At 60.6% G+C, this 12825-nt stretch carries 10 protein-coding genes; 3 read left to right on the forward strand and 7 right to left on the reverse strand.

Going from position 1 to position 12825, the window contains the following annotated elements; translation table 11 throughout:
- Positions 1-13: 13 nt before the first annotated feature.
- From dprA to K1W69_RS05360, 6 genes are all read right to left on the reverse strand, one after another.
- Positions 14-1162: a DNA-processing protein DprA gene (gene dprA / locus K1W69_RS05335; RefSeq protein WP_220227273.1), complete on the reverse strand. Its 1149-nt coding sequence runs from the start codon at positions 1160-1162 to the stop codon at positions 14-16.
- Positions 1163-1227: 65 nt separating this feature from the next.
- Complete coding sequence (plsY, locus tag K1W69_RS05340; protein ID WP_220227274.1) at positions 1228-1842, reverse strand: glycerol-3-phosphate 1-O-acyltransferase PlsY; 615 nt, start codon at positions 1840-1842, stop codon at positions 1228-1230.
- Between the two features lie 152 nt (positions 1843-1994).
- Positions 1995-3044, reverse strand: a complete 1050-nt coding sequence (locus K1W69_RS05345) for a 2-oxoacid:ferredoxin oxidoreductase subunit beta (RefSeq protein ID WP_220227275.1) — start codon at positions 3042-3044, stop codon at positions 1995-1997.
- Positions 3044-4924, reverse strand: a complete 1881-nt coding sequence (locus K1W69_RS05350; RefSeq protein WP_220227276.1) for a 2-oxoacid:acceptor oxidoreductase subunit alpha — start codon at positions 4922-4924, stop codon at positions 3044-3046. The genes K1W69_RS05345 and K1W69_RS05350 overlap by 1 nt, the downstream gene beginning before the upstream one ends.
- On the reverse strand, positions 4921-6714 hold the full coding sequence (locus tag K1W69_RS05355) for an FAD-dependent oxidoreductase (protein ID WP_220227852.1): 1794 nt from the start codon (positions 6712-6714) through the stop codon (positions 4921-4923). Before K1W69_RS05355 ends, K1W69_RS05350 begins: the two co-directional genes overlap by 4 nt.
- A 390-nt stretch (positions 6715-7104) precedes the next feature.
- The gene (locus tag K1W69_RS05360; RefSeq protein ID WP_220227277.1) at positions 7105-7263 is read right to left on the reverse strand and encodes a hypothetical protein; all 159 of its coding nucleotides are present in this window, start codon (positions 7261-7263) and stop codon (positions 7105-7107) included.
- 187 nt (positions 7264-7450) lie between these two features.
- Between K1W69_RS05360 and K1W69_RS05365 the strand changes: the two genes are divergently transcribed.
- On the forward strand, positions 7451-9253 hold the full coding sequence (locus K1W69_RS05365) for a DEAD/DEAH box helicase (protein WP_220227278.1): 1803 nt from the start codon (positions 7451-7453) through the stop codon (positions 9251-9253).
- A 21-nt stretch (positions 9254-9274) separates the two neighbouring features.
- Here the strand turns inward: K1W69_RS05365 and K1W69_RS05370 are convergent, their stop codons facing one another.
- Positions 9275-9805 carry a hypothetical protein gene (locus K1W69_RS05370; protein ID WP_220227279.1) on the reverse strand — a complete coding sequence of 177 codons (531 nt, stop codon included), beginning with the start codon at positions 9803-9805 and terminating at the stop codon, positions 9275-9277.
- Positions 9806-9924: 119 nt separating this feature from the next.
- Between K1W69_RS05370 and K1W69_RS05375 the strand changes: the two genes are divergently transcribed.
- Positions 9925-11568: an FAD/NAD(P)-binding protein gene (locus tag K1W69_RS05375; protein WP_220227280.1), complete on the forward strand. Its 1644-nt coding sequence runs from the start codon at positions 9925-9927 to the stop codon at positions 11566-11568.
- A 229-nt stretch (positions 11569-11797) separates the two neighbouring features.
- Positions 11798-12766: a TAXI family TRAP transporter solute-binding subunit gene (locus tag K1W69_RS05380; protein WP_220227281.1), complete on the forward strand. Its 969-nt coding sequence runs from the start codon at positions 11798-11800 to the stop codon at positions 12764-12766.
- Positions 12767-12825: the final 59 nt, after the last annotated feature.

Below are 12825 nucleotides of genomic sequence, written 5' to 3' on the forward strand. Positions count from 1 at the left end.
TTTGGCATCTGCCTCAGTTCGCCGAATACGGGGTGGCGAGCGACACCATTCCGCCGGCGTGTCGCTCGATCCGGCCGGCCAGATCAAGCTCCAGCAAGACCATCTGAACCTGCGATGCGGCGACGCCTGCATGGCGAATGATGTCATCGATCGCGATTGGCGTCGGTCCCATCAATCCGGCGATGCGTTCGCGGTCCGCGTCGGCCGGGGGCGGGGCGGCCGCCGGTTCGCCAAGCTGGTCGTCCGCCTGAAAATTGAATTCCTCAGGGACGGCGACGAGCGGATCGATCGCGGAGACGACATGGCCGGGTTCGGCGGCGAGAATTGCGCCGTCGCGGATCAAGTCGTTGGTCCCCTTCGCGCGCGGATCAAGCGGCGATCCGGGCACTGCGAACACCAACCGTCCGTAGTCGCCGGCAAGCCGCGCCGAGATCAGCGAGCCCGAGCGCTTGGCGGCTTCCACCACGACCAGCCCGAGACTGATCCCGGCGATGATCCGGTTGCGCCTCGGGAAATCGCGCGCCCGGGGCTCGTGTCCGAACGGCGTTTCGCTCAACACGATTCCGGTTTCGGCGATCCTGTTCATCAGCGGAATGTTTTGCGGCGGATAGGGCCTGTCCAGTCCGCCGGCGAGCACGGCGATGGTTCCCGTCGGCACAGACGCCTCATGCGCCGCGGCGTCTATGCCGCGCGCCAGCCCTGAAGTCACCGAGAATCCGGCTTCGCCGATGCCGCGGGCCAGCATCCCGGCGATCTTGCATCCGGCGATCGAGGCGTTGCGTGATCCGACAATCGCCGCCGACGGCCTGGCGAAGAGGCTCGCGTCGCCCTTGATCGTGATGATCGGCGGCGCGGAATCAATGGCGCGCAGCGCTGGCGGATAACCGGGCTCGCACGAAGCGATCAACCGGCAGCCTGCGCGGTTTGCTTTCTCCAACTCGCGTTCACCGACATCCCGGCCGGCGATCCGGAAGGGCTTCGACAATCCGCCGCGTTGCGCCAGTTCCGGCAGCGCGTCGAGGGCTGCGCCGGCGTCGCCGAAGCGCATGATCAGCTTGTGGAACGTCACGGGGCCGACATTCGGGCTGCGGATCAGCCTTATTGTGTCGATCAGTTCGATTTCGCCGAGGGATCGCAGGCCGCCCGCCGCGATCTTGGCCATCAGAGCATCCTGCTCTTGTCCGGGTCAGATGGCGCGACCCGTTCAATATAAATGAGTAACATTCCTTATCCCTTGTCTCCGATTCTGCTTTCCTCACCGGAAACGAGCCGTGCAATATTGGCCCTGTGCTTGAAAATGGCGATTGCGCTCATGAGTGTCAGCAATTGCGCGATATGGGCGTGACCGAGCAGAAAGACCGCGACCGGCACGACGATGACCGCGACCAGCGCAGCCAGCGAAGAGTAGCGGCTTAAGAAAGCCGTTGCGAGCCAGACAACGGCGAAGATGGCGCAGCCGAGAGGCAGCAGCGCCAGCAGCACGCCAAGATAGGTCGATATGCCCTTGCCGCCGCGGAACTTCAGCCACACCGGAAAACAGTGACCGACGAAAGCGCCTAATCCGGCGATGATCGCGGCATCCAGTCCGTAGGTCTTCGCAATCAGCACGGCCGCCAGGCCCTTCAGCGCGTCAAGGATCAGGGTCGCCGCCGCCAGCCCCTTGTTGCCCGTGCGCAGCACGTTTGTCGCGCCAATATTGCCGGAGCCGATTGACCGGATATCGCCCAGGCCCGCCATGCGGGTCAAGAGCAGCCCGAAGGGAATGGAGCCGAGGAGGTAGCCGAAGGCCAGGGCTCCAAGAAAAAGAGGCAGGCTCAATTGCCAGCTCATCGGATCAGGCATGGTCGCAACCACCCGTTGTCATTATCACTGGGCTCACCTTGTTCGAAAGCATGCACCTGGAAAGAGTCCTAGCCGGATCGCGGGCGCATCGCAACACGGCTATGGGAAGGGAGACAACGAAGCGTCATCCTTTACCGACAATTGGACGAGGTTTATCTCAGCCCTTCATTGATGCTGTTCAGCACACGGCTGCCGGGGCAAAGCTCGTCCTTGCCCAGACTGTTCAAGGGCCTGGTTGCGAGCTCGATGGTGTGGTTGAGATCCTGTGTGTTCGGGTCGAGATAGAGAAGCCCGGTCAGGATTTTGTTCTCCTCACGCGCTGCCTGCATCGTCATCAGCGCCTTGTTGCGGTCGTCGGTCTGGTGACTGTCGCTGGCCTTGTGCAGATGGATGACGGATCCGTCGTGCAATGTGATCGCCTGGGTCGTTCCGGGGTCGTATTGCGTGCGAATCTCTTCGCGCATCGGTACGAAATCGATCGGCATTGCTTCGAGATGCGCCCTGGTCGCGGCGTAGCTCTTGGTTGACCCAACGTGGTTGGCGAAGGTGACGCAAGGCGACACGATGTCGATGAAGGCAAATCCCTGATGCGCCATGGCGGCGCGTATGAGGGGTTCCAGTTGTTCCTTGTCGCCGGAGAAGCTTCTCGCAACGAAACTGGCGCCTTGAAGCAGCGCGAGGCTGGCCAGATCGATCCCCTCGAACGGTGTTGGAGATCCGTATTTGCTGATCGAACCAAGATCGGCCGTGGCGCTGTCCTGACCTTTGGTCAGGCCATAGCAGCCGTTGTTGGCCACAATGTACGTCATGTTTACGTTGCGGCGTATCAGATGGATGAACTGGCCCATTCCGATGGAGGCGGTGTCTCCGTCGCCCGACACGCCGATGTAGATCAGGTCCCGGTTGGCGACGCTCGCGCCGGTCGCGACCGACGGCATTCGCCCGTGCACGGAGTTGAAGCCGTGACTGCGGCCGAGAAAATAGGTGGGCGTTTTGGACGAACAGCCGATCCCGGAGAGCTTGGCGATCCGGTGCGGCTGGATCGAGGATAAAAAACAGGCGTTGCGGATCGCCGTCGAGATACTGTCGTGGCCGCAGCCCGCGCACAGCGTCGAGATCGCGCCGTCATAGTCTGCGACCGTATAGCCCAGCGCATTGACGGGGAGACGGGGATGGCGAAATTTCGGCTTGAAATAGGACATCAGACACTCTCCGGATGCAGTTTGACGACATTGGCGCTTTCAATATCCAGCGCCTGCCTGATCTGGCTGGCGATGGTGCGCGCAGTGATCGGAATGCCGGAATAGTTCAGCACCGACGTCAATTTGTCGGGCGAGACGTGGCATTCGTTCATGATGAGCTGTCGCATCTGACCGTCCCTGTTCTGTTCGATCACGAAAACCGCGTCGTGCTCGTGGATAAAATCGTCGAGGCTTTTGTGGAAGGGAAAGGCGCGTATGCGCATCGTGTCGATCGGATAACCTTCCTCCGCCAGCGTCTCGACGGCTTCGTAGGCGGGCGAAGCCGATGTGCCAAAAAACAGCGCGCCGAGTTTCTTGCGCGTTTTCGGCTTTTTTACCTCGATCGGCGGATGCGTCTTGGGCTCCGGCACGTAGGATTTCGCGGTTTCGAACTTGCGCAGCAGGCGGTCGACGTTCTGCACGTAGTCCTCGCCGCGCTCCGAGTATATCGCCATCTCGTTCTTGGACGAGCCGCGGGTGAAGAAGGCGCCCTTGTCCGGATGTGTGCCGGGCAGGGTGCGATAGCAGATCCCGTCGCCGTCGACGTCCAGGTACCGGCCGAACTTTTCGACAGTGTCCAGAGCTTCTGCGTCCAGAACCTTGCCGCGGTCCATCTCGTAGTCGTCATCCCATTCGAGTGGCGGCGACATTACGTCGTTCATGCCGAGATCCAGATCGGACATGATGATGATCGGCGTCTGAAACCGCTCTGCAAGATCGAAGGCCTGAACGGTCATGTCGAAACACTCGCGCGGCGTCGCCGGAAACAGAAGCATATGCTTGGTGTCGCCGTGACTTGCATAGGCGGCGGCCAGGATGTCGGACTGCTGGCTGCGGGTAGGCATGCCGGTCGAGGGGCCGGACCGCTGAACGTCGATCAGGACAACGGGCACCTCGGCGAAGTAGGCGAGACCCAGAAACTCGCTCATCAGGGACAGGCCGGGGCCGGATGTGGCGGTGAAGGCGCGGGCGCCGTTCCAGCCGGCGCCGACGACGATGCCCATGGCGGCGATCTCGTCTTCGGCCTGCAGGATGGCGAAGTTCTTCTTGCCGGTTCCCGGATCGATCCGCATTCGTTGCGCGTATTTGGAAAAGGCGTCGATGACGGACGTCGACGGCGTAATCGGGTACCACGCCGCCACTGTCGCGCCGCCATAGATTGCGCCCAGAGCCGCGGCGGTGTTGCCGTTCATCAGGATGTGATTGCTTTCCTTGATGTGCGGCGCGTCATTGCCGCCCATTTCCAGCCGAATGGGCAGGGGGCAGGAGAAGTTTTCTGTGGCGTATTGAAAGCCCATTTCCAGGGCTCTCACATTCGGATGGATCAGCTTTTCCTTTCCCTTGAACTGATCGTTCAGCAGGTCTTTCAGGATGGAGAAACGGATATCCAGAAGCGCCGCCATGGCGCCGACATAAACCACGTTCTTCAGGAGCTGCTGCAGGCGAGGGACCTTGAATTCCCGCATGCACATCTCTGTCAAAGGAATGCCAAGATAGGTGATGTCGTCCCGCTTCAGGTGCGGCGCAAGAGGTTTGGTGTCGTCGTAGACGAAGTAGCCGCCAGGCTCGATTTCCGCGATATCCTGCTCCATCGTTTGCGGGTTGACGCAGACCATCAGGTCCACGCCGCCGCGCCGGCCGAGATACCCCTTGGAACTCACCCGCACCTCGTACCAGGTCGGCAGGCCCTGAATATTCGACGGAAAGATGTTGCGTGGACTGACCGGAATGCCCATCCGGAAGATCGCCTTGGCGAAGAGGTGATTGGCCGAGGCCGAGCCGCTGCCGTTCACGTTGGCGAATTTGACGACGAAGTCGTTGGTGCCCTTGATCTGTTTCATTTCACGCGAACCATGTCCGGCGTCGCCTTGGCGACATTGTAGAAAAACATCTGCATGTCCCAGGCTGCGGTCGGGCAGCGCTCGGCGCACAGTCCGCAGTGCAGGCACAGATCCTCATCCTTGACCATCACCTTTCCGGTCTGGAGCGCGCCGGAGACGTAAAGGTCCTGCTCCCTGTTTTCAGCCGGAACCAGCAGCCGCTGGCGCAAATCGTCCTCGGGCCCGTTCTGCACAAAATTGATACAGCTGGTCGGGCAGATATCGGTGCATGCGTCGCACTCGATGCAGTCGCCCGCAGAAAACACCGTCTGCGCGTCGCAGTTCAGGCAACGCTCTGCTTCGACGAAGGCTGAGTCTTCGGAAAACCCGAGCTCAACCTCGACCGACCGGTCCTTCAGCGCTTTCTTGAGGTCGACCAGGGGCACGATCTTGCGTTTGTCGTTAATGGGAATGGAATCGTAGCTCCATTCGTGGATGCCCATCTTCTGGCTCATCAGATTGACATGCGGCGGAGGCCGTTTCGAAAGGCTCTTTCCCTGACAATAGAGGTCGATGGACACCGCCGCCTTGTGGCCATGGGCTACCGCGGTGATGATGTTTGCGGGACCGAAGGCGGCGTCCCCGCCAAAAAAGACCTCCTTGCGAGTGGACTGGAAGGTCTCGTCGTCATTGATGATCGGCGTGCCCCAGCTGGTGAAGCGGATGCCGGTGTCTTTCTCGATCCAGGGAAAGGCGTTTTCCTGGCCGATGGCGATCAGGACGTCATCGCACGGGAAAAACTCCGGCTCTTCTCCGGTGGAGACCAGTTCGCGACGGCCGTCATTGTGGTAGACGGCCTTGACCTTGTCGAAGGTCATGCCGGTCAGCTTTCCGTTTTCGACAACAAATTCCAGCGGTACGTGGTTTTCGAGGATAGGGATGCCCTCATGCATCGCGTCCTCTTTTTCCCATGGGCTCGCTTTCATGTCCGCGAAAGGGCTGCGCACGATCACCTTGACGTCCTCGCCGCCAAGGCGGCGGGACGTGCGGCAGCAATCCATCGCCGTATTGCCGCCGCCAAGCACGATCACACGCTTGCCGATCTTCTTCGTGTGCTCGAAGGCGACGCTCGACAGCCAGTTGATGCCGATATGAATATTGGCGTCCGCTTCCTTGCGGTTCGGCAGTTTGGGCAGGTCCCGTCCGCGGGGCGCGCCGCTGCCGACGAACACGGCGTCGTAGCCCTTGCCGAGCATTTCAGCCATGCTGTCGACATAGGTGTCGAATTTCGTGACGACGCCCATATCGAGAATGTACCCGATTTCCTCGTCCAGCACGGTTTCCGGGAGTCTGAAGGACGGAATTTGCGAGCGCATGAAGCCGCCGCCCTTGGCCTGTCCGTCATAGAGATGCAATTCGTAGCCCAGCGGAGCCAGATCGCGCGCGACCGTCAGCGAGGCCGGCCCTGCTCCGATGAGGGCGATCTTCTTTCCGTTGGCGGGCCCCGCCTTGGGCAGACTGCCTGCAACATCGTCCTTGAAATCCGCGGCCACCCGTTTCAGCCGGCAGATCGCCACGGGTTCATCCTCGACACGGCCGCGGCGGCAGGCGGGTTCGCAAGGCCTGTCGCACGTCCGCCCGAGCACGCCGGGAAAGACGTTGCTTTCCCAGTTGATGAGATAGGCGTCGGTGTAGCGCTTCTGCGCGATCAATCGAATATATGCGGGGACTGGCGTATGCGCAGGACACGCATACTGGCAGTCGACGACCTTGTGGAAATATTCAGGGTCGCTTGTATCAGTCGGTTTCAGGTCTGCCTCTCCCTACGCAAACACAAAACGGAGCGCTGCATCCCTGTGCGGCGTCTACAGTGCACGTCTGTGATACCCCTCCGACGATCCCTCCCGGATCGTTGTGCATAAAGTCCATTTTAACCTGAAATCCACTTGCGTTCCACCCGTCATTTACTGTGCCGATGCGCGTAGTAACTTGATTGTGTTCAGCAATGGCCGGATCGCGGCCTGGTTGCGTGGTTTGTCGTTCGGAGATACGCGCCTGATCCGGAGGCTGAAAACAACGTGGTTTTTTGCGCTCAAATTGCGCGTTTGGGCTTGCAACCCGCGCTTATTTAAAATAATTCTAAATTAGAAATTCGTTATCCCGTTTTGATGGGAATTTCGAATGGGGAGGAAAAAGACCTGTCAGACAGGTGATCGTGTAAAAGCGTCGTCTTTTGCGAAGATCAATGACAGGCGCAGTCCCTTGAATGCGGAGCGCTCGACCCCTTGGCTCGCCTGGGCGTCGAAACCGCATACCAGAAACCGGCTTGCAAAACGCGCCCTTGCAAGCCGGTTTTTCATTTTCGGCAGGCCGCGTGAATGTAATTCAAGCGTAAAGCTCTTTTGACAGGTTGGGCGTCGAACTCTACAGGTCGGCACATATCCCCTGAACATCTTCGCATTGACGAACAACGGCATGATCCCGGCAAACAATCGCTGCCCGAAGCGCACACAAGATGATATTCAGCGACTCGCAGAGATGGTGACCATGACGCTCAATACAGACTTAAACAGCACATCCCCGATCACCGGCATACATCCGGCCCTCGCTTTCGCCCTTGAGGCGAAAGGCTACACACAGCTCACTCCGGTTCAATTGGCGATGGCGAATGAGGAGCATGGCGAAGCCGATTTGCTGGTCTCGGCGCAGACCGGCTCGGGAAAAACGGTCGCCTTCGGCATTGCAATTGCGCCGACACTTCTTGGAAGCGGCGAACGCTTTGACGCGGCTGCCGCGCCATTAGGCCTGATAATCGCTCCGACGCGCGAACTTGCCATTCAGGTCCAGCGGGAACTCGACTGGCTCTACGCGGAGGCGCAGATCAGGATCGCAACCTGCGTCGGCGGGATGGACATGCGTAACGAACGCCGTGCGCTCGAACGCGGCGCCCATCTTGTCGTCGGCACGCCAGGGCGCCTGCGCGACCACATCACGCGGGGAGCGCTCGACCTGAGCGCCATTCGCGCGGTGGTGCTCGATGAAGCCGACGAGATGCTGGACCTCGGTTTTCGCGACGACCTGGAATTCATCCTCGGCGCGGCGCCGAGAGACCGCCGGACACTGCTGTTTTCGGCGACCGTAGGACGCGGCATCGCCGAGCTGGCCAAGACCGTGCAGACAAATGCGGTGCGCGTTGCGACAACCGCCTCTGCCGAACAGCATGCGGACATCGATTACCAGCTGATGCTGGTGCGGCGCGACGAGCGGGAACACGCCATCATCAATACGCTGCTGGATTCCGACAGCACGAGCGCTCTGGTGTTCTGCCACACGCGTGAAGCGGTTCGCCATCTCACGGCGCGCCTCGCCAATCGCGGCTTCTCGGTGGTCTCACTTTCTGGCGAGATGGCGCAATCGGAGCGTTCAAATGCGCTGCAATCCATGCGCGACGGACGATCGCGCGTCTGCGTGGCGACTGATGTCGCGGCGCGTGGCATCGACCTTCCCAACCTGGACCTTGTGGTCCACGCTGACGTGCCGGGCAACCCGGAGACTCTGCTGCATCGTTCCGGCCGGACCGGCCGCGCCGGTCGAAAGGGCGTCTGCGTGCTTATCGTGCCGGAAAACAGGCGTGGCGCGGCGCAGCGCGTGCTCGCATTGGCGAAGCTGACAGCGACCGTGCGCGCCGCGCCCGGCATTTCCGAGATCGAGGCGCGCTACCGCCGGCGGATACTCGATGCCGCCGTTTCGGCCGCGGAGCCTGACGAGCTGGAGGCGGATTTCGTGTCCGATTTGCTGGAACAGGCGGGGCCGCGGCGCATCGCAGCGGCGTTTCTTCGCGAGCAACTGGCCGCTCACCCCGTTCCCGAGGAACTTTTACCGCTCCCCGCCGAGGCCCTGAAGAACAGGAGTTCCAGGCGCGACCGCCAGTCCGCGGAGGGACACGCGCCGGTTCGCGAGCCGCGCGGTCCGGATATGCAGGGCGGCGTCTGGTTCACAATTTCAATAGGGCGAAAGCAGCGCGCCGATCCGAAATTCCTGTTGCCGATGATCTGTAACGCCGGCGGCGTGACAAGACGCGATGTCGGCGCGATCAGGATCGACGATGCCGAAACACGTTTCGAGATTTCCGCCGACAAGGCCGCCAGCTACGCGGAGCAGCTCAAGCGGCCTGGCGGGCTTGAGAAAGGCGTTATCATCGCGCCGGCCGGTGAAGTGCGCGGGAAGCCGAGGCATGCGAAACGAAAATTCAAGGAGGGTGGAAAGCCAGTCCACAAACACAAGGGCCCGGCGGCCGATCGCAGCAAAACGCGGAAACCCAAGGGCCGTAAACCAAAACGCCCAGCCTGATTGGCGCATCACGCGCCGCAATTATCGCGACTTACGTTCGCAAGTTCTTGACGCGGACCGCAAAAGCAGCCGCGAGTATGCTTTGTGAAAAGGCAGGAGAGCCTTGCTCAAACGGCTTTGCATCAACACTGCGGACCCAAAATAAAGACGCGTTCCCGGGGTAGCCCCTGGCAGCTTCGAAACCATCAGCCACGTGAGCGTGGCAATGTCTGGCACGGACAACAGCAATTGATCCGGGTCTCTCTTCTCAACGCGCCACCATGCCAGAGAGTCGCAGCCACCATTGGCGAGTAATCGCACATCGTCGTCATTCGATGGTTTTGAGCCCAAGCCGATCAACTTGCGTTCCAGTCTCATCAGCCAGGTGTTGAAGAAGCTTTCTGTGTAGGCGCTCAACTCGATTTTGCCTTTCACGTCCACTGTGTAGCAATCGGCGTAAGAGCCGGCGCGTTGAGCGCAGGTTGCGAGCGATGCGTTCTCCGGCAAGGGGATTTTTCTGATCGAAGCCAAACTATTCTCCTGCGCAAAATCCGCGAGATCCTTCTCCGGCATCCTGTGTCTCGCCGCCGCGAGGATCTTGTCGCCCTCCTTTGTTAGCAGGCCTGGATATTGCCGTCTCGATGAATTGCCGCCACGCCAGCCTCCAGCTATTGCTGTTGTGAGACAAAAGCATGGGCAAGGCAGGCATGGACGACAAACCGGCGAAAAGAATTGCAGTCGTGGGCTGCGGGCCGAGGGGACTTGGCGCGCTTGAGGCGCTTGCCGCGCGACTTTCGCGCGAGGGTTCGCCCATGTCTGTGGACGTCTACGATCCATTTCGCATGCTCGGCGCGGGGCCGAATTTCGATCCGAACGAAAGCGAGGTCTGCCGGCTGAACATTCCGATCCGCGACATCGAGATCGATCCTCCGGGGTTAACCCGCTGCCCGCCGTTCGTCGAGTGGCTCTCCGACGCGCCGGACCCGGATGATTTTCCGCAGCGCGCGGAGTTGGGGCGTTATTTGGAGATGCGCTATGCGGATCTCGCTGAGCTTGGCGTCTTCGCGATCACCCATCAAATAATGTCGGTCGAGCGCGCGCGGCGGGACGAAAACGGCTGGTGGCTGCTGGCGGCCCGCAAATGGCGTGGACCCTACGCTGAAGTGTTGCTGACCCTCGGTCAACCGGAGACCGCGCCGGACGATCAGCTTGCCGAGTGGCGGCGTCATGCGGAGACATCCTCCGGGACCCTGGCGCAGGCCTATCCTGCGAAACAACTGCAGGCGCAGGGGGCTGATTGGGCGGGCAAAACCATCGCGATACGTGGTTTTGCACTATCCGCCTTTGACATTCTGCGGGTCCTGACGACGGCGCAGGGAGGCAGCTTCGATAGTGGGCGTTATTATCGGTCCGGGCGTGAGCCCGAGCGCATCCTGCCGTTTTCGTTCGATGGCAGACCGCCTTTCCCGAAGCCGGAAACCGAGGCGCTGGACGCACGTTTTGAGCCAACGGCGCAGGAAACCGAAACCTTTGCCGAAGCCATTGCGCAAGCCGCAGCCGCCACGTCGCAACAGGCGCGAGACCTCGTTGACGCCGCCTTGACGCCGGCCGTCGCGCGCATCTTGCGCCACTGCGGCGCCGATGCCGGCGCGCAAGCCGTTGCAGACTGGCTCGGCACGGAATGGGAAGACCCGGGATCGCAGGAAGTATCCGGATCGCGCGAGACGCTCGATGACGGGATCGCAATGGCCGAAGGCGCCCGCGCGCCATCCATCGGGTTCGCCGTCGGCCAGGTCTGGCGCAAATGGCAGAACGAATTCAGAAGCGGTTTCAACCCGACCGACACCCCTCCCGAAACGGCGCAAACGTTGATCGGCTTCGACGAAGGCTTGAAACGCTACTCCTACGGTCCGCCGGTCGCGTCGAGCCGTGAGCTGCAAGCGCTTATCGAGGCTGGCGTCGTCAGCCTGGCCTTCTCAGCCGATCCCGAAATCGCGCTGACCTCCGCCGGCTGGACCCTGAAGAAGTCGGATAACACCGCCGAGGCTTCCGTGATGATCGATTCCGTCCTGCCGAATCCCGATCTCGAAGCAGTGCGTTCACCGCTGCTATCCGGCCTGCAGGAGGACGGCCTGCTTACGCCCTTTGCAAATGGGTACGGCGCGCACACCGACGCTGATGGAAGCCTGATAGGCAAGAACGGCCAAAGCGCGCCGGGACTTTGCCTGCTGGGGCGCCTTGCGCTCGGCAGCGTCGCAGCCGCCGACTCCCTGCATGATTGCTTCGGCGCAGCGTCCAATCGCTGGGCCGAGGGCGTTGTTGACCGCCTGGGGTAGGCGGGGCGCCTGAAGAGCCACTGACATCTTCTACTGTCGACACTATTCAGCGGCCTCGGAAGGAGCCGCTGCGAAATGCATGGCATGCACAAGTTTGTATGGACATTATCCGATAATTTGTACGGACATATTGCATAATCGGAAAGTTCATATAACCTGACTTATCTGGTTTTGAGCATGGGGAACAGCCGGTTACCGGCCTGCACAGTACAGAACAGGGAGATCCTTTATGATCATGTTAAATAGAAGAACCGCAATCGGACTCGTAGCCGGCATCGGCTTGAGCCTTCAGGCCGGCGCCGCCTTGGCGGATACGTTTGTTCGCGTTGGCGGAGGACTTGCCGGAACGTATCCGGTCTTCGCTGCAAAGCTTGTGGAGTTGATCAACGAGAACATTGACGGCGTGACCGCGAACGTGGTGTCCGGAAATGTCGAAAAATCGCAAATCGGCATCCAGACGGGCGATCTGACGCTGAACATCGCACCGACATTCGACGCCAAGAAGATCGCCGACGGCAAGGGTTCTCTCGGCATTCCGACGCCGGATGTCCGCCACATAATCACGCTTTACGGAGCAGCGATCCAGCCGGTTGCCGCAAAAGATGGCGTCAGTTCACTTGAAGAACTCGACGATGGCCCAAGCCGGGTCTGGATGGGCGAGAAGGCCGGATTCTTCTATCAGGTCTTCGAACCCATGCTTCAGGCTGCGGGAACTTCCTCGGAGGATATCGAGGCCGCCGGCGGCGTCATCGAGGAATACGGCTATCTCGACGAAGTGCAGGGTTTCCAGGACGGTCGGCTCGACGCCGGCATATTCGCCGGCCCTGCGCCTTACGGATTGCTCGTCCAGATCCAGGACAATCCAGGGTTCAAGCTTATTCCGATGACGGAGGAGCAGCTCGACAAGCTCGCCGAGATTCTTCCCGGAATGGGTCGCACCGTGCTTCCGGCAGGCACCTATGCCGGACAGGATGAGGACGTGCTGCTTCCGTATTATGTCAATCAGCTGGTGGTGAATGCGAACACCGACGACGAACTTGTCTACCAGATCACGAAGCTGATGTATGAAAAGTTCGGCGACTTCCACGGCCTCTTTTCCGGGTCGGAGCAAATCGACGACAAAGACGTGTTTCAATACAACGAGATCCCCGTCCATCCGGGCGCCGAAAAATTCTACAAGGAAGTCGGCGCGATGTAAGCCTGTACCGCCCGTTCGCAACACATGTGAACGGGCGGGCATTCCTGTCATGGATAATT

Origin of the sequence: Flavimaribacter sediminis, assembly GCF_019492055.1 — a bacterium.
GTDB classification, from domain to species: domain Bacteria; phylum Pseudomonadota; class Alphaproteobacteria; order Rhizobiales; family Rhizobiaceae; genus Flavimaribacter; species Flavimaribacter sediminis.

Coding starts and splice junctions, on each gene's coding strand:
- dprA (WP_220227273.1), bottom strand. CDS start 1,162: ATGGCCAAGATCGCGGCGGGCGGCCTGCGATCCCTCGGCGAAATCGAA.
- plsY (WP_220227274.1), bottom strand. CDS start 1,842: ATGCCTGATCCGATGAGCTGGCAATTGAGCCTGCCTCTTTTTCTTGGA.
- K1W69_RS05345 (WP_220227275.1), bottom strand. CDS start 3,044: ATGTCCTATTTCAAGCCGAAATTTCGCCATCCCCGTCTCCCCGTCAAT.
- K1W69_RS05350 (WP_220227276.1), bottom strand. CDS start 4,924: ATGAAACAGATCAAGGGCACCAACGACTTCGTCGTCAAATTCGCCAAC.
- K1W69_RS05360 (WP_220227277.1), bottom strand. CDS start 7,263: ATGAAAAACCGGCTTGCAAGGGCGCGTTTTGCAAGCCGGTTTCTGGTA.
- K1W69_RS05365 (WP_220227278.1), top strand. CDS start 7,451: ATGACGCTCAATACAGACTTAAACAGCACATCCCCGATCACCGGCATA.
- K1W69_RS05370 (WP_220227279.1), bottom strand. CDS start 9,805: ATGCCGGAGAAGGATCTCGCGGATTTTGCGCAGGAGAATAGTTTGGCT.
- K1W69_RS05375 (WP_220227280.1), top strand. CDS start 9,925: ATGGGCAAGGCAGGCATGGACGACAAACCGGCGAAAAGAATTGCAGTC.
- K1W69_RS05380 (WP_220227281.1), top strand. CDS start 11,798: ATGATCATGTTAAATAGAAGAACCGCAATCGGACTCGTAGCCGGCATC.